Source organism: Streptococcus mitis, from assembly GCF_000722695.1.
GTDB classification, from domain to species: domain Bacteria; phylum Bacillota; class Bacilli; order Lactobacillales; family Streptococcaceae; genus Streptococcus; species Streptococcus mitis_O.
In genome coordinates this window covers 24,143-42,968 of sequence record NZ_JPFU01000016.1, presented here as the reverse complement: position 1 = coordinate 42,968, position 18,826 = coordinate 24,143, and the positions used below count along the sequence as shown (strand labels likewise).

The window sequence follows — 18,826 nt, the reverse complement described above, 5'->3', positions numbered from 1 at the left end:
GTCTTTTTTTGGTATACTAGTATTGTCTCAAATAGAAGGAGTATCTACGTAATATGAAGAAAAAAATCTTAGCGTCACTTTTACTAAGTACAGTAATGGTTTCTCAAGTTGCTGTTTTAACAACTGCGCATGCAGAAACTACTGATGACAAAATTGCTGCTCAAGATAATAAAATTAGTAATTTAACAGCACAACAACAAGAAGCTCAAAAACAAGTTGATCAAATTCAGGAGCAAGTATCTGCTATTCAAACAGAGCAATCAAACTTGCAATCTGAAAATGATAGACTACAAGCTGAATCTAAAAAGCTTGAGGGTGAAATTACAGAACTTTCTAAGAATATTGTATCTCGTAATGATTCGTTGCAAAAACAAGCTCGTAGTGCTCAAACAAATGGAGCTGCAACAAGTTACATAAATACGATTGTAAACTCGAAATCAATTACAGAAGCTATTTCACGTGTTGCTGCAATGAGCGAAATCGTATCTGCAAACAATAAGATGTTGGAACAACAGAAAGCAGATAAAAAAGCTATTTCTGAAAAACAAGTAGCAAATAATGATGCAATCAATACAGTTATTGCAAATCAACAAAAATTAGCTGATGATGCTCAAACATTAACTACAAAACAAGCAGAATTGAAAGCTGCAGAATTGAATCTTGCTGCTGAAAAGGCTACAGCAGAGGATGAAAAAGCAAGTTTACTTGAGAAAAAAGCTGCAGCGGAAGCAGAAGCTAAAGCAGCTGCAGAAGCAGAAGCTGCTTATAAAGCTAAACAAGCAAGTCAAGAACAAACAGTTGTTGCTTCTGGAAATACAACCTTTACAGCAGAAGTTCAAGCAGTCTCTGAATCATCTTCAAGCTACACTCCTGCACTAGTGAAACATCATCCAACATATAGCACAAATGCGTCAAGTTATCCAACTGGTGAGTGTACATGGGGAGCTAAGACATTGGCACCTTGGGCTGGAGACTACTGGGGTAATGGAGCACAGTGGGCTACAAGTGCAGCTGCAGCAGGATTCCGTACAGGATCTACACCTCAAGTTGGTGCTATTGCATGTTGGAATGATGGTGGATATGGACACGTAGCCGTGGTTACAGCGGTTTCATCATCAACAAGTATCCAGGTCTCTGAATCAAACTATGGTGGAAACCGTACAATCGGAAATAAACGTGGATGGTTCAATCCTACTACGACTTCAGAAGGTTTTGTAACATATATCTATCCAAACTAATGAATGAAACGAAGAGGCTCGATGTGAGTCTCTTTTGTGTTGTGTATAGTGAAGCTACTTTAAAAATCGGTAAATTCCCAAACTAACTTCCACCGCTAGTAGAAGTGGAAGTTAGTCTGATAAAAATCCTAAAAACCAGTGGAAATCCGTGTCAGGGTAAGTTCCACTGGTTTTAATCATGCTTGATTTTATTGCTTTTTTAACCAAACTGAATCGAAAAAAGAGCGCACAAAATCCTCTCATCTGAAAGCGTTTCAGATTAAGTTCCGCTATGGTGGAAGTTAGTGTGAGACGTTTGAATGGGGTTGAAGGTTAGTTTTTAGATTTTATGTTGGAGTAATTTAGAAGACTGACAGACGTCTTCTGCAGGTATTTTAGAAATACCTAGAAGCTTAGGAATCTCTTCTCCATAGGTAAAGGCAAAGAGCTCATAGGCTGACTTTCCATTCAAAGCAGCACGTTTGACACTGTTGACATGAGAGCAGACGAGATTGATGTCCTCTTGAGTTAAGTTGTCAAAAGAAGTTCCCTTAGGTAGAATGTCACGAATCAGCGTGTGATTTTTCTCAATTCTCCCTTTCTGGTCAGAGCGATTAGGGTCACAAAAGAAGAGTTTACTCTCTCCTCGCACATCCATTTCGATATCATCAACTCTGGCAAACTCTCCACCATTATCGGTAAGAATGACAGGGAAGAGTTGGAAGAAATCTTTGTCCGCTTGGTGAAGAGTGTTTTTGATGTCATAGAGGTGTTTGGTAACCTCAAGGGCAGTTTTATTATCCAGAAGTCTAGCGAAGATAAAGTTACAGAAAGACAGGTTGAAGGTAAGTAGGATTTTACCTCCCATCCTGCCCATAACTGTGTCCATTTCCAGCCAAGAGTCTAGTTGATTAAGGACTAAATAGTTTTGGAAATCCTCATAGGAACGGCCTTTTTTAGCTTCTTTAGGGATGGAAGGTAGCTTACTTTTCCGTCTTTCTTTGAATTTAACGGCTCTGGCTAGATCAATAGGAGCGATAGATAGGTATCCTTTTCGGATGTGTCGATAGACAGTTGAGGAGCTGACATCAAGGTTATGAGTTTTGAGGATATGATAGATGTGTTGTCCCTTTTTAACCCCATCAGAAATGACTTTGTCCATGTCCCAGAAGGTCTTGGAATTGAGGGGAGTTCCTTCACGAGACTCGCCAAGAGTTTGTTCGTATTGTTTTTGAGCTTGTTTAGCAAGGTAGAAAATCTTCTTATAGCCACAATTTTGTCTTCTTTTAGGGCATCCATTACAGACAAAGGGAGCCTTATCGAGTAAAGGGCAGGGAAGGTTATCACACGTAGACTCTCGGACTTGTCTGTTTCGTTTGACTTCTTTGGAGACAGTGGTCGGGTCTTTTAGAATGGACTGTCCAATAGCTTTGAAGGTTTCACCGTGCTCTAAGCCTAATTGGATATCATTACGGTCTGAAAGGGTAAGGTGTTTATGTTTTGTCATAGTGAGCCTCATTTCTAACTCAAACGTCTCACACTTAATTCCACCATAAAAATCCGTTTTAGACTAATTTCCACTTTGGTCAGGCAAGTGGAAGTTACTTTGAGAAGTTATCTACTTTAAAAATCTACTAAAATAGCTTGAAAATATTGGAAAAGTATGGTAGAATGAAAAATGTCGTGTGAACGATAATACTCATTCTTGATGAATTGTGAAGCAGTTGCCCTTGGGTCGTTTTGCGAGTTGAAGTCAAGAAGAGGAAAAAAACAAAAAGGAGAAATACTCATGGCAGTAATTTCAATGAAACAACTTCTTGAGGCTGGTGTACACTTTGGTCACCAAACTCGTCGCTGGAACCCTAAGATGGCTAAGTACATCTTTACAGAGCGTAACGGAATCCACGTTATCGACTTGCAACAAACTGTAAAATACGCTGACCAAGCATACGACTTCATGCGTGATGCAGCAGCTAACGATGCAGTTGTATTGTTCGTTGGTACTAAGAAACAAGCAGCTGATGCAGTTGCTGAAGAAGCAGTACGTTCAGGTCAATACTTCATCAACCACCGTTGGTTGGGTGGAACTCTTACAAACTGGGGAACAATCCAAAAACGTATTGCTCGTTTGAAAGAAATCAAACGTATGGAAGAAGATGGAACTTTCGAAGTTCTTCCTAAGAAAGAAGTTGCACTTCTTAACAAACAACGTGCACGTCTTGAAAAATTCTTGGGTGGTATCGAAGATATGCCTCGTATCCCAGATGTTATGTACGTAGTTGACCCACATAAAGAGCAAATCGCTGTTAAAGAAGCTAAAAAATTGGGAATCCCAGTTGTAGCGATGGTTGATACAAATACTGATCCAGATGATATCGATGTAATCATCCCAGCTAACGATGACGCTATCCGCGCTGTTAAATTGATTACAGCTAAATTGGCTGACGCTATCATCGAAGGACGTCAAGGTGAAGATGCAGCAGCAGTTGAAGCAGAATTTGCAGCTTCAGAAGCTCAAGCAGATTCAATCGAAGAAATCGTTGAAGTTGTAGAAGGCGACAACGCTTAATTCATATAAATAGTAATTACCTAGGAGGGCGGGGCTTAGCCCGGCTCTCCTATTTTTAAAAAATATAGGAGAATCAAAATGGCAGAAATTACAGCTAAACTTGTAAAAGAGTTGCGTGAAAAATCTGGTGCCGGTGTTATGGACGCTAAAAAAGCGCTTGTAGAAACAGACGGTGACATCGAAAAAGCGATTGAATTGCTTCGTGAAAAAGGTATGGCTAAGGCAGCTAAGAAAGCTGATCGTGTTGCTGCAGAAGGTTTGACTGGTGTTTATGTTAACGGTAATGTTGCAGCAGTTATTGAAGTAAACGCTGAAACTGACTTCGTTGCGAAAAACGCTCAATTCGTTGAATTGGTAAATACTACAGCTAAAGTTATTGCTGAAGGAAAACCTGCTAACAATGAAGAAGCGCTTGCTTTGACAATGCCTTCAGGTGAAACTCTTGAAGCTGCATACGTATCTGCAACAGCAACTATCGGAGAAAAAATCTCATTCCGTCGCTTTGCATTGATTGAAAAAACAGATGCACAACACTTTGGAGCTTACCAACATAACGGTGGACGTATCGGTGTTATTTCAGTTGTTGAAGGTGGAGACGAAGCTCTTGCTAAACAATTGTCAATGCACATCGCAGCGATGAAACCAACAGTTCTTTCTTACAAAGAATTGGATGAGCAATTCGTTAAAGATGAGTTGGCACAATTGAACCACGTAATCGACCAAGATAACGAAAGCCGTGCAATGGTTAACAAACCAGCTCTTCCACACTTGAAGTATGGATCAAAAGCACAATTGACTGATGAAGTGATCGCCCAAGCTGAAGCTGACATCAAAGCTGAATTGGCTGCAGAAGGCAAACCAGAAAAAATCTGGGACAAAATTATCCCAGGTAAAATGGATCGCTTCATGCTTGACAACACTAAAGTTGACCAAGCTTACACACTTCTTGCACAAGTTTACATCATGGATGACAGCAAGACAGTTGAAGCATACCTTGAATCAGTTAACGCTTCAGTAGTTGAGTTCGCTCGCTTTGAAGTTGGTGAAGGTATTGAGAAAGCTGCAAACGACTTTGAAGCTGAAGTTGCAGCTACAATGGCAGCAGCCTTGAATAACTAATCATAGAAGAGCCTGGGACAAAATAGTTCTCAGCCACAAAAAAGCTAGAGATTTCCAATTGCGGAACTCTAGCTTTTTAATTTTGAGTCGTTCTCTTATTGTATTTTAGGAGGTTGTTGGCCATAAGTACCAATCCTATGTCAATTCTCACTTGACGCTTCCCTCTCAGATTACATCTCTTGTACCCCAAACAAGCCTTTATCTGCCTAAAGACTTTTCTATGCAGTCGATTTTTCAAGGTATAAATAAAAAGCCCTATAATAAGGGCTAAATGTATTTAGGAGACTACACTTCAAATTCATAGAGTGCTGTAGACAGATAACGTTCGCCGTTATCTGGTGCTAGAGCAAGGACTTTCTTACCTGTACCTAATTTTTTGGCAACCTCGATGGCTCCATAGATAGCTGCAGCTGAAGAAATCCCTACAAGGAAACCTTCCTTTCCACCAATTTCACGGCCGAGTGCTAGAGCATCGTCTGACGTTACACGAACGATACCATCATAAGCCTTTGTATCCAGTGTATCAGGAATAAATCCAGCTGAGATACCTTGAATTTTGTGTGGTCCAGGTTTTTCACCAGATAGAATAGCAGATTCATCTGCCTCTACTGCAAAAACTTGAATGTTAGAATTTGCTGATTTGAGTGCATGAGAAACACCAGAAATTGTTCCACCAGTACCAACTCCAGCAACAAAGGCGTCTAATCCATTTTTACCGAAAGCAGCTAGTATTTCAGCTCCTGTTGTTCTTTCGTGTACTTCTGGATTAGCTGGATTGTCAAATTGAAGAGGAAGGAAACCATCGCGTTCAGCAGCGATTTCTTGGGCTTTTGCGATAGCACCTTTCATTCCTTCGCTACCAGGAGTGAGGACGAGTTCAGCACCATAGGCTTGGATAATCTTACGTCGTTCCACACTCATAGTTTCAGGCATAACGATGACAACTTTATACCCTTTAGCAGCACCTACCCATGAAAGTCCAATACCAGTGTTTCCACTTGTTGCTTCAACAATAGTAGCACCCGGTTTTAGAATACCGTCTTGTTCAGCTTTTTCAATCATGCTAAGAGCAATACGGTCTTTTACAGATGAACCAGGGTTAAATGCTTCAAGCTTTACATAGACATCCGCGGCACCTTCTGGCACGATGTTGTTGAGTTTAACAATCGGAGTTTGACCGATTAATTCAGTAATGTTGTTATAAATAGACATATGAATACCTCTTTGTATAAGATATCTCTAGTATAACGCTATCTATACCATTTGTAAAATATAGAAATCCTATCGAAGCGATAGGATTTTTTTATATCATAGGTCTAAGCCATTAATTTTCAAGCGATTCTGATAATCTAATTTTAGTAAATAGATGTAAGGGAGAACGCTATTATTTTTCTTTTTGAATTGCTTCATTTTATAGTAGATCTTGGCAAATATCTTTTTATTTTGCTAAAGTATAGGTGATAAAGTCAATAAAATGCTGTATTATCCATTATTTACACTAAGTTTACAGGAACTTCAACTTCTCGTAAACCTTGATCAGTTAAAGTGACTTTTCCATTAAAAAACTCCACAAGTGCAGCTTTAATATTTTCTTTTTCTTCCTTGTCAACATAAATCACCGTATCGACTTGATCTGTAAAGTTTGTATCCAGCTCCATGAGATTATGTTCTTTAAGGAAGTTACTGTATTCTTGATATTGAGCGTAAGACATTTGAATAGCAATGCCAGCCTGTTCCTTTATTTCAATGATGCCAATTTCTTTGACAGCTAAGGCCACACTGCCGGCGTATGCACGAATCAATCCGCCAGCGCCTAGCTTAATGCCACCAAAGTAGCGTGTCACGACTACACAGACATTAGTGAGATTGTGATTTTCTAGTACCCCAAGCATGGGAACGCCAGCAGTACCACTAGGCTCACCATCATCACTTGTACGTTTAATCTCACTACGTTCTCCAATAATAAATGCAGAGCAGTTATGCGTAGCTTTGTAGTGTTCTTTTTTGATGGCAGTAATGAAGTCACGAGCCTCTTCTTCGCTATAAACACGCTTGGCATGACAGATAAAGCGGGATTTTTTGATTTCTTCTTGGACTTGTCCGTCCTCTTTAATTGTTCTAAATTCCATGATTTAATTGTACTAAAAAATTATCTAAAGCGCTAGGTTTTTACGAATAAAGAAGTATGAAAGTAAATTCAAATTATCTCGGTCGTTTGTTTACGGAGAATGAATTAACAGAAGAGGAGCGTCAGTTGGCGGAGAAACTTCCAGCGATGAGAAAGGAGAAGGGGAAACTTTTCTGTCAACGTTGTGATAGTACTATTCTAGAAGAATGGTATTTGCCCATCGGTGCTTACTATTGTCGAGAGTGCTTGCTGATGAAGCGAGTCAGGAGTGACCAAGCTTTATACTATTTTCCGCAGGAAGATTTTCCTAAACAGGATGTTCTTAAATGGCGTGGTCAATTAACTCCTTTTCAAGAGAAGGTGTCAGAGGGATTGATTCAAGCAGTAGATAAGCAAGAGCCAACCTTGGTACATGCGGTGACGGGTGCTGGAAAGACAGAAATGATTTATCAAGTTGTGGCTAAGGTGATTAATAGGGGTGGTGCAGTATGTTTGGCCAGTCCTCGCATAGATGTTTGTTTGGAGCTGTACAAGCGCCTGCAAGATGATTTTGCTTGTGAGATAGCCCTCCTACACGGAGAATCAGAACCGTATTTCCGAACACCATTAGTTGTTGCGACGACCCATCAGTTATTGAAATTTTATCAAGCTTTTGATTTACTGATAGTGGATGAAGTAGATGCCTTTCCTTATGTTGATAATCCTACACTTTACTATGCTGTCAAGAATAGTGTAAAGGAGAATGGGATGAGAATCTTTTTAACAGCGACTTCGACCGATGAGTTAGATAGGAAGGTTCGCTTAGGAGAACTAAAAAGATTGAGCTTACCTAGACGATTCCATGGGAATCCATTGATTATTCCTAAACCAGTTTGGTTATCGGATTTTAATCGCTATTTGGATAAGAATTGTTTGTCACCCAAGTTAAAGTCTTATATTGAGAAACAGAGAAAGACAGCTTATCCTTTACTCATTTTTGCATCAGAAATTAAGAAAGGGGAGCAGCTAAAAGAAATCTTACAGGAGCAATTTCCAAATGAGAAAATTGGTTTTGTATCTTCTGTAACAGAAGATCGATTAGAGCAGGTGCAAGCTTTTCGAGATGGAGAACTGACAATACTTATCAGTACGACAATCTTGGAGCGTGGAGTTACCTTCCCTTGTGTGGATGTTTTCGTAGTAGAGGCCAACCATCGTTTGTTTACTAAGTCTAGCTTGATTCAGATTGGTGGACGAGTTGGACGAAGCATGGATAGACCGACAGGAGATTTGATTTTCTTTCATGACGGGTTAAATGCTTCAATCAAGAAGGCAATTAAGGAAATTCAGCAGATGAACAAGGAGGCAGGCTTATGAAGTGTTTGTTATGTGGGCAGACTATGAAGACTGTTTTAACTTTTAGTAGTCTCTTGCTTTTGAGGAATGATGACTCTTGTCTTTGTTCAGACTGTGATTCTATTTTTGAGAGAATTGGAGAAGAGCACTGTCCAAACTGTATGAAAATAGGACTGTCAATAAAGTGTAAAGATTGTCAATTTTGGTGTAAAGAAGGAGTTAAGGTCTACCATAGAGCGATTTTCACTTACAATCAAGCTATGAAAGATTTTTTCAGTCGATATAAGTTTGATGGGGACTTCCTTTTAAGAAAAGTTTTTTCTTCATTTTTAAGTGAGGAGTTGAAAAAGTACAAAGAGTATCAATTTGTAGTCATTCCATTAAGTAAGGAGAGATATGCTGACAGAGGATTTAATCAGGTTGAAGGTTTAGTTGAAGCAGCAGGTTTCAAGTATCTGGATTTATTAGATAAAAGAGAAGAGAGAGCTAGTTCTTCTAAAAGTCGTTCAGAACGCTTGGCAACAGAACTTCCTTTCTTTATTAAAAGTGGAGTTACTATTCCTAAGAAAATCCTACTTATAGATGATATTTATACGACTGGAACAACTATAAATCGTGTGAAGAAACTGCTGGAAGATGCTGGTGCTGAGGATGTAAAAACATTTTCCCTTGTAAGATGAGGAAAAAATTTGCAAAAATAAAATGAAAGCGTTATAATGAAATCAGAAAAACAAAAATGTTTAGAAAGAAGGTACTCATATGATTAAATATAGTATCCGTGGTGAAAACCTAGAAGTAACAGAAGCAATTCGTGATTATGTAGTTTCTAAACTCGAAAAGATCGAAAAGTATTTTCAAGCTGAACAAGAGTTGGATGCTCGAGTTAACTTGAAGGTGTATCGTGAAAAAACTGCTAAAGTGGAGGTGACGATTCCACTTGGTTCAATTACTCTTCGTGCAGAAGATGTGTCTCAAGATATGTATGGTTCAATTGACCTTGTAACCGATAAAATTGAACGTCAGATTCGTAAAAATAAAACAAAAATCGAGCGTAAAAATAAAAATAAGGTAGCAACTAGTCAATTATTTACAGATGCTTTGGTGGAAGATACAAATGTTGTCCAGTCTAGAGTTGTTCGTTCAAAACAAATTGATTTAAAACCAATGGATTTGGAAGAAGCTATTCTACAAATGGATTTATTGGGACATGATTTCTTTATCTATGTGGATGTTGAAGATCAGACAACTAATGTGATTTATCGTCGTGAAGATGGAGAAATTGGTTTGTTAGAAGTTAAAGAATCTTAATTTCAATATGTGTAAAGGTAGGTTTACTGATTTGTAAACCTCCTTTTTCTTATAATTGATAGAATTACTGATTACACTTTTAAAAAGTCGCTTTTTGGTGGTTATTATGGTATAATGGGTGCCAAGAGGTTTGGAATGAAAAAATTTTATGTAAGTCCTATTTTCCCCTTAATATTAGGAATAGTGGCGTTCGGAGTGCTATCTGTGCAACTTGTTTTTGTAACGAATACACTGGTAACGCTATTTCTTTTGATACTTATTTTGGGTTCATATATTTTATTATTCATTCATCAAAGAGAGTACTACTCAAGGAGTGAAGTAGAACAAATTCAGTATGTAAACCACCAAGCTGAAGATAGTTTGACAACCTTGTTAGAACAGATGCCTGTTGGGGTTATTAAATTAGACTTATCATCTGGTGAAGTTGAGTGGTTTAATCCTTATGCTGAATTGATCTTGACTAATGAAGTGGGCGAAATTGATGTGGCATTAATTCAAACAATTATCAAGGCATCGGTAGGAAATCCAGGATCCTATGCTACCTTGGGGGAGACCCGTTATTCGGTTCATATGGACAAGGTATCTGGGATTCTTTACTTCTTTGATGTGTCTGGAGAATACGAAGCGACTGTTGAGTTAGCAACGAGTCGACCTGTGATTGGGATCGTTTCCGTTGACAACTACGATGATTTAGAAGATGAAACATCAGAGTCTGATATCAGTCATATTAACAGTTTTGTAGCTAATTTTGTTTCAGAATTTGCTGGGAAATATGCCATGTTCTCCCGTCGAGTGAGTATGGATCGTTTTTATCTGTTTACGGACTATACAGTACTTGAGGGACTAATGAATGATAAATTTTCTGTTATCGATGCTTTCAGAGAAGAGGCGAAACAGAGACAGTTGCCATTGACCTTAAGTATGGGTTTTTCTTATGGTGATGGAAATCATGATGAGATAGGGAAAGTTGCATTACTCAACTTGAACTTGGCTGAAGTACGTGGTGGCGACCAGGTGGTTGTCAAGGAGAATGACGAAACGAAAAATCCAGTTTATTTTGGTGGTGGGTCTGCTGCCTCAATCAAGCGTACACGGACTCGTACGCGTGCTATGATGACAGCTATTTCAGATAAGATTCGGAGTGTAGATCAGGTTTTTGTAGTTGGTCACAAAAATCTAGATATGGATGCTTTGGGATCTGCTGTAGGTATGCAGTTGTTTGCTAGTAATATAACTGAAAATAGCTATGCTCTTTATGATGAAGATCAAATGTCTCCGGATATTGAACGAGCTGTTTCATTCTTAGAAAAAGAAGGAGTTACGAAGTTGTTGTCTGTCAAGGAGGCAATGGGGATGGTGACCAATCGTTCTTTGCTGATTCTTGTAGACCATTCAAAGACAGCTTTAACTTTATCAAAAGATTTTTATGATTTATTTACTCAAACCATCGTCATTGACCACCACAGAAGGGATCAGGATTTCCCAGACAACGCAGTTATCACTTATATTGAAAGTGGTGCAAGTAGTGCCAGTGAGCTGGTAACGGAATTGATTCAGTTCCAGAATTCTAAGAAAAATCGTCTGAGTCGTATGCAAGCCAGTGTCTTGATGGCTGGTATGATGCTGGATACTAAAAATTTCACCTCACGAGTGACTAGTCGGACATTTGATGTTGCTAGCTATCTCAGAACGAGAGGAAGTGATAGTATTGCTATCCAGGAAATTGCTGCGACAGATTTTGAAGAATATCGTGAGGTCAATGAACTGATTTTACAAGGGCGTAAATTAGGTTCAGATGTATTGATAGCAGAGGCTCAGGAATCGAAATGTTATGATACAGTTGTTATTAGTAAGGCAGCAGATGCCATGTTAGCTATGTCAGGTATTGAAGCGAGTTTTGTTCTTGCGAAGAATACACAAGGATTTATCTCTATCTCAGCTCGAAGTCGTAGTAAACTAAATGTACAACGGATTATGGAAGAGTTAGGCGGTGGGGGCCACTTTAATTTAGCTGCAGCTCAAATTAAGGATTTAACCTTGTCAGAAGCAGGTGAAAAACTGACAGAAATTGTATTAAATGAAATAAAGGAAAAGGAGAAAGAAGAATGAAAGTAATCTTTTTAGCAGATGTTAAAGGAAAAGGTAAAAAAGGCGAAATTAAGGAAGTACCAACAGGGTATGCGCAAAACTTTCTTATCAAAAAGAATCTAGCCAAAGAAGCGACTGCTCAAGCGGTAGGTGAGCTTCGTGGTAAACAGAAATCTGAAGAAAAAGCTCACGCTGAGATGATTGCAGAAGCAAAAGCAATTAAAGCCCAACTTGAAGCAGAAGAAACTGTTGTAGAATTTGTTGAAAAAGTTGGTCCAGATGGCCGTACTTTTGGTTCTATTACCAATAAGAAAATCGCAGAAGAATTGCAAAAGCAATTTGGAATTAAGATTGATAAACGTCATATCCAAGTACAAGCTCCGATTCGAGCAGTTGGTTTGATTGATGTACCAGTGAAAATCTATCAAGATATCACAAGTGTCATCAATCTTCGTGTGAAAGAAGGATAAATTTACACCTTCTTGACAAGATTGTAAAAGGAAGGGAAGTCTGATGGCAGAAGTAGAAGAGTTACGAATACAACCTCAAGATATCTTAGCTGAGCAATCTGTTTTAGGAGCTATCTTTATTGATGAGAGTAAGCTTGTTTTTGTGCGAGAATATATTGAGTCTCGAGACTTTTTTAAGTATGCCCATCGTTTGATTTTCCAGGCCATGGTCGATTTATCGGATCGTGGAGATGCTATAGATGCAACAACGGTTCGCACCATTCTTGATAATCAAGGTGACTTACAGAATATTGGTGGCTTGTCTTACTTGGTTGAGATTGTCAATTCTGTGCCAACTTCTGCTAATGCGGAGTATTATGCTAAGATTGTTGCTGAAAAATCCATGCTACGGCGATTAATCGGCAAGTTGACAGAGTCTGTCAATCAAGCTTACGAGGCTTCACAACCAGTTGATGAAATTATTGCTCAGGCCGAAAAAGGGCTGATTGATGTCAGTGAAAATGCCAATCGAAGCGGGTTTAAGAATATTCGAGATGTGTTGAACGTCAACTTTGGAAATCTGGAAGCTCGCTCGCAACAAACGACCGATATTACAGGGATTGCGACAGGTTATCGTGATTTGGATCATATGACAACTGGTCTGCACGAGGAGGAGTTGATTATTCTAGCAGCTCGTCCAGCGGTTGGTAAGACAGCCTTTGCCTTGAACATTGCTCAGAATATTGGGACCAAGTTGGATAAAACGGTTGCTATCTTTTCACTCGAAATGGGTGCGGAAAGTCTAGTGGATCGTATGTTAGCTGCAGAGGGTTTGGTGGAATCGCATTCTATCCGTACGGGTCAACTGACCGATGAGGAATGGCAAAAATATACCATTGCCCAAGGGAATCTAGCGAATGCAAGTATCTATATCGATGATACACCAGGGATTCGAATCACGGAAATTCGTTCGCGTTCACGCAAACTGGCTCAAGAAACGGGTAATCTAGGTTTGATTTTGATAGACTACTTGCAGCTTATCACGGGAACTGGTCGAGAAAATCGTCAACAAGAGGTTTCAGAAATTTCACGTCAGTTGAAAATTTTAGCTAAGGAACTGAAAGTTCCAGTAATCGCTCTAAGTCAGCTTTCTCGTGGTGTAGAACAACGTCAGGACAAGAGGCCAGTCTTGTCTGATATTCGTGAATCTGGGTCTATTGAGCAGGACGCTGATATCGTAGCCTTTCTTTATCGCGACGACTACTATGAGCGTGGTGGTGAAGAAGAGGAAGGCATACCAAATAATAAGGTAGAAGTTATTATCGAGAAAAACCGTAGTGGAGCTCGCGGAACGGTGGAATTAATTTTCCAAAAAGAATACAATAAATTTTCAAGTATATCAAAAAGGGAGGAAATAAGATGACAGATGCATTTACAGATGTAGCTAAGATGAAAAAAATTAAAGAGGAAATCAAGGCGCATGAGGGTCATGTAATCGAAATGACCTTGGAAAATGGGCGTAAGCGCCAAAAAAATAGATTGGGTAAGCTAATTGAAGTTTATCCATCCCTATTTATCGTGGAATTTGGGAACGTTGAAGGAGATAAACAAGCTAATGTTTACGTTGAATCCTTTACTTACTCAGATATCCTTACAGAAAAGAATTTGATTCATTATCTTGACTAAAGTGAGAAATTTTCTCACTTTTTCTTTTTTCTCCGAATAATTTAAGTGAAGGCAATCTTCGATTTATACTCTTCGAAAATCAAATTCAAACCACGTCAGCTTCGCCTTGCCATACTCAAGTATAGCCTGCGTCTAGCTTCCTAGTTTGATCTTTAATTTTCATTGAGTACTATATTATTTTCAAGGAGGAAGAATGAAAGTTTTACCATTCAAAGTAACAGAGACAGGGTTTTCTTTTAGAAAATCAGTTAAAAAGGTTGTTCCTTTTTTAGTAGTAGGATTGATGCTAGCAGCGGGTGATAGTGTCTATGCCTATTCTGGAGGGAATGGATCAATTGCGCGTGGGGATGATTATCCTGCTCATTATAAAAATGGGAGTCAGGAGATTGACAAGTGGCGCATGTATTCTCGTCAGTGTACTTCTTTTGCAGCCTTTCGTTTGAGTAATGTCAATGGTTTTGAGATTCCGGCTGCTTATGGAAATGCGAATGAATGGGGCTATCGTGCTCGTCGTGAAGGCTATCGTGTAGATAATAGACCAGCTATTGGCTCTATTGCTTGGTCTACTGCAGGAACTTATGGTCATGTTGCCTGGGTATCAAATGTAATAGGAGATGAGATTGAGATTGAAGAATATAACTATGGAATAAGAGAATCTTACAACAAGCGCGTCGTGAAGGCCAATACTATGACTGGTTTTATTCATTTTAAAGATTTATCTGGTGGCAGTGTTGGGAATAGTCAATCCTCAGCTTCAACAGGGGGAACACATTATTTTAAGGCTAAGGCTGCTATCAAAAATCAGCCACTAGCTAGCGCAACTGCGATTGATTACTATTATCCTGGGGAGAATGTTCATTATGATCAAATTCTCGAAAAAGATGGATACAAGTGGTTGAGTTATACGGCTTATAACGGAAGTCGTCGCTATATCCAGCTAGAGGGGGTGACTTCTTCACAGAATTATCAGAATCAATCAGGAAATAGCTCTAGCTATGGATCCAATAGTAGTTTAACTGTTGGTTGGAAGAAAATAAATGGTAGTTGGTATCACTTCAAATCAAATGGTTCTAAATCAACAGGCTGGTTGAAGGATGGTTCTAGCTGGTATTATTTGAAATCATCTGGTGAAATGCAGACAGGATGGTTAAAGGAAAATGGTCTGTGGTATTATCTGGATAGTTCAGGAGCAATGAAAACAGGATGGTATCAAGTCTCTGGTAAGTGGTATTATTCTTACTCTTCAGGCGCCTTAGCTGTTAATACGACGGTGGATGGTTACAGAGTAAATAGTAATGGAGAACGAGTATAGAAAATGGGAGTAGGAAATTTTTCCTGCTCTTTTCTGTAAGCAGTTTCCTTGACTTTTTTTTGTTTTGCGCTATCATATGTCCATATAATATATGGGAGTCTGTGTACAGTCTGAGAGGAAGTGTTAAGCTTCGACCGCACCTGATCTGGGTAATGCCAGCGTAGGGAACGATACTTAGTCTAATTCTGCACCTTTTCCATATATGGTAAAGGTTTTTCTTTTTGTCAAAGGAAAACGAGAAGAGGAGGTTGTTATGAAAGCAAGCATTGCCTTGCAAGTTTTACCCCTATCACAGGGGATTGATCGGATAGCTGTTATCGATCAGGTTATTGCTTATCTGCAAGCTCAAGAAGTGACCATGGTAGTGACACCATTTGAAACGGTCTTGGAAGGGGAGTTTGCTGAGCTCATGCGCATTCTTAAAGAATCGCTAGAAGTGGCTGGGCAGGAGGCAGATAATGTCTTTGCCAATGTCAAAATAAATGTAGGAGAGATTTTAAGTATTGATGAGAAACTTGAAAAGTATACTGAGACGACACATTAGTCTATTGGGCTTTCTCGGAGTCTTGTCAATCTGGCAGTTAGCAGGTTTTCTTAAACTGCTCCCCAAGTTTATCCTGCCGACACCTCTTGAAATTCTCCAGGCCTTTGTTCGTGACAGAGAATTTCTCTGGCACCATAGCTGGGCGACCTTGAGAGTGGCTTTACTGGGGCTGGTTTTGGGAGTCTTGACTGCCTGTTTCATGGCTGTGCTTATGGACAGTTTGACTTGGCTCAATGACCTGATTTACCCTATGATGGTGGTCGTTCAGACTATTCCGACCATTGCAATAGCTCCTATTCTGGTCTTGTGGCTCGGTTATGGGATTTTGCCCAAGATTGTCTTGATTATCCTGACGACAACCTTTCCTATCATCGTCAGCATTTTGGACGGTTTTAGGCATTGTGACAAGGATATGCTGACCTTGTTTAGTCTGATGCGGGCCAAGCATTGGCAAATCCTTTGGCATTTTAAAATTCCAGTCAGCCTGCCTTACTTTTATGCAGGTCTGAGGGTCAGTGTTTCCTACGCTTTCATCACAACAGTGGTATCTGAGTGGCTAGGAGGCTTTGAGGGTCTTGGTGTTTATATGATTCAGTCCAAGAAACTGTTTCAGTATGATACCATGTTTGCTATTATTATTCTGGTATCGATTATCAGTCTTTTGGGTATGAAATTGGTCGATATTAGTGAAAAATATGTTATTAAATGGAAACGTTCGTAGAAGTAGAATGTTTCAAAAAAGAAAAGAGGAAATCAAAATGAAAAAAACATGGAAAGTGTTTTTAACGCTTGTAACAGCTTTTGTAGCTGTTGTGCTTGTGGCTTGTGGTCAAGGGACTGCTTCTAAGGACAATAAGGAAGCAGAACTCAAGAAGATTGATTTTATCCTAGACTGGACGCCAAATACCAACCACACTGGACTTTATGTTGCCAAGGAAAAAGGTTATTTCAAAGAAGCTGGAGTGGATGTTGATTTGAAACTGCCACCAGAAGAAAGCTCTTCTGACTTGGTGATCAATGGTAAGGCGCCATTTGCAGTGTATTTCCAAGACTACATGGCTAAGAAGTTAGAAAAAGGTGCAGGAATTACTGCCGTTGCAGCTATTGTTGAACACAATACATCAGGAATTATTTCTCGTAAATCTGACAATGTAAGCAGTCCAAAGGACTTGGTTGGTAAGAAATACGGAACTTGGAATGACCCAACTGAACTTGCTATGTTGAAAACCTTGGTAGAATCACAAGGTGGGGACTTTGAGAAGGTTGAAAAAGTACCAAATAACGACTCAAACTCTATCACACCGATTGCCAATGGGGTCTTTGACACTGCTTGGATTTACTACGGTTGGGATGGTATCCTTGCTAAATCTCAAGGCGTAGAGGCTAACTTTATGTACTTGAAAGACTACGTCAAGGAGTTTGACTACTATTCACCAGTTATCATCGCAAACAACGACTATCTGAAAGACAATAAAGAAGAAGCTCGTAAAGTCATCCAAGCTATCAAAAAAGGCTACCAATATGCCATGGAGCATCCAGAGGAAGCAGCAGATATCCTCATCAAGAATGCACCTGAACTTCAGGAAAAACGTGACTTTGTCATCGAATCTCAAAAATACTTGTCAAAAGAATACGCAAGCGACAAGGAAAAGTGGGGTCAATTTGATGCAGCTCGCTGGAATGCCTTCTACAAATGGGATAAAGAAAATGGTATCCTTAAAGAAGATTTGACAGACAAAGGCTTCACTAACGATTTTGTGAAATAATGACAGAAATTAGACTAGAACACGTTAGTTATGCCTACGGACAAGATAGGATTTTAGAGGGTATCAACCTGCAGGTGACTTCAGGTGAAGTGGTTTCTATCTTAGGTCCAAGTGGTGTTGGAAAAACCACCCTCTTTAACCTAATCGCTGGGATTTTAGAAGTTCAGTCAGGGCGAATTGTTCTGGATGGTGAAGAAAATCCTAAGGGGCGCGTGAGTTATATGTTGCAAAAGGATCTGCTCTTGGAGCACAAGACTGTGCTAGGCAATATTATTCTGCCCCTCTTGATTCAAAAAGTGGATAAGGCGGAAGCTATTGCCCAAGCGGATGAAATCCTTGCGACCTTCCAGTTGACAGCTGTACGGGACAAGTATCCTCATGAACTTAGTGGTGGGATGCGCCAGCGTGTAGCCTTGCTTCGAACCTACCTTTTCGGGCACAAACTCTTTCTCTTAGACGAGGCCTTCAGCGCCTTGGATGAGATGACCAAGATGGAACTCCACGCTTGGTACCTTGAGATTCACAGGCAGTTGCATCTAACAACCTTAATCATCACGCATAGTATCGAGGAGGCCCTCAATCTCAGCGACCGCATCTATATCTTGAAAAACCGCCCCGGGCAGATTGTTTCAGAAATTAAACTAGATTGGTCGGGAGATGAGGACAAGGAAGTCCAAAAGATTGCCTACAAACGTCAAATATTGGCAGAATTAGGCTTAGATAAGTAAAAAAATAGGGAGTTGGTGAAGATTATCCTTTACCAGCGCCCTTTTTCTTTTAAAAATGAGAAAATTTCGGTATAATAGTCAAAGATAGTCAAGGTTCAAAGAGAGAGGTGGGTTTGTAATGAGATTTAAAAATACATCGGATCATATTGAGGCCTACATCAAGGCAATTTTAGATCAATCTGGTATTGTGGAGTTGCAACGGAGTCAGTTGGCAGATACCTTCCAAGTTGTTCCTAGTCAGATTAACTACGTGATCAAGACACGCTTTACGGAAAGTAGAGGCTACTTGGTTGAAAGTAAGCGTGGTGGCGGAGGCTACATTCGCATAGGACGGATTGAGTTTTCTAGTCATCATGAAATGCTCAGGGAGCTGCTTTACTCGATTGGTGAGCGAGTCAGTCAAGAAATTTATGAGGATATTCTGCAACTTTTGGTTGAGCAGGAATTGATGACCAAGCAGGAGATGAATTTGCTGATGGCAGTAGCTTTGGATCGCGTTCTAGGAGAAGAAGCTCCAGTCCTTCGAGCTAATATGCTACGACAGGTTATACAAGAGGTAGATAGAAAAGGGAAGTAA

19 protein-coding genes and 1 riboswitch are annotated in these 18,826 nt (G+C 39.6%); of the genes, 16 read left to right on the top strand and 3 right to left on the bottom strand.

The genetic code is table 11. The features are described 5' to 3' along the window. Positions 1-53 precede the first annotated feature (53 nt). Positions 54-1,238: a peptidoglycan hydrolase PcsB gene (gene pcsB, locus SK629_RS10715; RefSeq protein WP_042901860.1), complete on the top strand. Its 1,185-nt coding sequence runs from the start codon at positions 54-56 to the stop codon at positions 1,236-1,238. A gap of 319 nt (positions 1,239-1,557) precedes the next feature. Here the strand turns inward: pcsB and SK629_RS10710 are convergent, their stop codons facing one another. After that, a complete protein-coding gene (locus tag SK629_RS10710; RefSeq protein ID WP_042901859.1) occupies positions 1,558-2,724 on the bottom strand; it encodes an IS30 family transposase in 1,167 nt (388 codons plus the stop codon). A 282-nt stretch (positions 2,725-3,006) separates the two neighbouring features. On the opposite strand from SK629_RS10710, the gene rpsB reads away from it, so the two are divergent. Together rpsB and tsf are read left to right on the top strand one after the other, a co-directional pair. Continuing rightward, positions 3,007-3,786, top strand: coding sequence for a 30S ribosomal protein S2 (rpsB, locus tag SK629_RS10705; RefSeq protein ID WP_000268459.1), 780 nt, complete (start codon positions 3,007-3,009; stop codon positions 3,784-3,786). A 78-nt stretch (positions 3,787-3,864) separates the two neighbouring features. Then, positions 3,865-4,905, top strand: a complete 1,041-nt coding sequence (tsf, locus tag SK629_RS10700; RefSeq protein ID WP_033682512.1) for a translation elongation factor Ts — start codon at positions 3,865-3,867, stop codon at positions 4,903-4,905. A gap of 285 nt (positions 4,906-5,190) precedes the next feature. Here the strand turns inward: tsf and cysK are convergent, their stop codons facing one another. Both cysK and SK629_RS10690 read right to left on the bottom strand, forming a co-directional pair. After that, positions 5,191-6,117, bottom strand: a complete 927-nt coding sequence (cysK, locus tag SK629_RS10695; protein WP_042901858.1) for a cysteine synthase A — start codon at positions 6,115-6,117, stop codon at positions 5,191-5,193. A gap of 281 nt (positions 6,118-6,398) precedes the next feature. Next, on the bottom strand, positions 6,399-7,034 hold the full coding sequence (locus SK629_RS10690) for a YigZ family protein (protein ID WP_042901857.1): 636 nt from the start codon (positions 7,032-7,034) through the stop codon (positions 6,399-6,401). Between the two features lie 56 nt (positions 7,035-7,090). Between SK629_RS10690 and SK629_RS10685 the strand changes: the two genes are divergently transcribed. From SK629_RS10685 to SK629_RS10625, 13 genes are all read left to right on the top strand, one after another. After that, positions 7,091-8,389 carry a DEAD/DEAH box helicase gene (locus tag SK629_RS10685; protein ID WP_042901856.1) on the top strand — a complete coding sequence of 433 codons (1,299 nt, stop codon included), beginning with the start codon at positions 7,091-7,093 and terminating at the stop codon, positions 8,387-8,389. Continuing rightward, positions 8,386-9,048 carry a ComF family protein gene (locus tag SK629_RS10680; RefSeq protein WP_042901855.1) on the top strand — a complete coding sequence of 221 codons (663 nt, stop codon included), beginning with the start codon at positions 8,386-8,388 and terminating at the stop codon, positions 9,046-9,048. Before SK629_RS10685 ends, SK629_RS10680 begins: the two co-directional genes overlap by 4 nt. Before the next feature lie 79 nt (positions 9,049-9,127). Continuing rightward, complete coding sequence (gene hpf, locus SK629_RS10675; protein WP_004255322.1) at positions 9,128-9,676, top strand: ribosome hibernation-promoting factor, HPF/YfiA family; 549 nt, start codon at positions 9,128-9,130, stop codon at positions 9,674-9,676. Between the two features lie 135 nt (positions 9,677-9,811). Continuing rightward, positions 9,812-11,785: a DHH family phosphoesterase gene (locus SK629_RS10670; RefSeq protein ID WP_042901854.1), complete on the top strand. Its 1,974-nt coding sequence runs from the start codon at positions 9,812-9,814 to the stop codon at positions 11,783-11,785. Further along, on the top strand, positions 11,782-12,234 hold the full coding sequence (gene rplI / locus SK629_RS10665; protein ID WP_000864214.1) for a 50S ribosomal protein L9: 453 nt from the start codon (positions 11,782-11,784) through the stop codon (positions 12,232-12,234). Before SK629_RS10670 ends, rplI begins: the two co-directional genes overlap by 4 nt. Positions 12,235-12,277: 43 nt before the next feature. Further along, a complete protein-coding gene (gene dnaB / locus SK629_RS10660) occupies positions 12,278-13,636 on the top strand; it encodes a replicative DNA helicase (RefSeq protein ID WP_042901853.1) in 1,359 nt (452 codons plus the stop codon). After that, positions 13,633-13,899: a Veg family protein gene (locus tag SK629_RS10655; RefSeq protein ID WP_000128619.1), complete on the top strand. Its 267-nt coding sequence runs from the start codon at positions 13,633-13,635 to the stop codon at positions 13,897-13,899. Before dnaB ends, SK629_RS10655 begins: the two co-directional genes overlap by 4 nt. Positions 13,900-14,092: 193 nt before the next feature. Then, positions 14,093-15,211 (top strand): choline binding-anchored murein hydrolase CbpD, encoded by a 1,119-nt coding sequence (cbpD, locus tag SK629_RS10650; protein ID WP_042901852.1) that lies wholly within the window; start codon positions 14,093-14,095, stop codon positions 15,209-15,211. An 81-nt stretch (positions 15,212-15,292) separates the two neighbouring features. Next, positions 15,293-15,395: riboswitch (TPP riboswitch) on the top strand. A gap of 69 nt (positions 15,396-15,464) precedes the next feature. Next, positions 15,465-15,755 carry a thiamine-binding protein gene (locus SK629_RS10645; RefSeq protein ID WP_042901884.1) on the top strand — a complete coding sequence of 97 codons (291 nt, stop codon included), beginning with the start codon at positions 15,465-15,467 and terminating at the stop codon, positions 15,753-15,755. Next, positions 15,718-16,476, top strand: coding sequence for an ABC transporter permease (locus SK629_RS10640; RefSeq protein ID WP_200872350.1), 759 nt, complete (start codon positions 15,718-15,720; stop codon positions 16,474-16,476). The genes SK629_RS10645 and SK629_RS10640 overlap by 38 nt, the downstream gene beginning before the upstream one ends. A gap of 37 nt (positions 16,477-16,513) precedes the next feature. Beyond that, on the top strand, positions 16,514-17,521 hold the full coding sequence (locus tag SK629_RS10635) for an ABC transporter substrate-binding protein (RefSeq protein WP_042901882.1): 1,008 nt from the start codon (positions 16,514-16,516) through the stop codon (positions 17,519-17,521). Next, on the top strand, positions 17,521-18,249 hold the full coding sequence (locus tag SK629_RS10630; RefSeq protein ID WP_042901851.1) for an ABC transporter ATP-binding protein: 729 nt from the start codon (positions 17,521-17,523) through the stop codon (positions 18,247-18,249). Before SK629_RS10635 ends, SK629_RS10630 begins: the two co-directional genes overlap by 1 nt. A 118-nt stretch (positions 18,250-18,367) precedes the next feature. Next, a complete protein-coding gene (locus SK629_RS10625; protein WP_042901850.1) occupies positions 18,368-18,826 on the top strand; it encodes a CtsR family transcriptional regulator in 459 nt (152 codons plus the stop codon).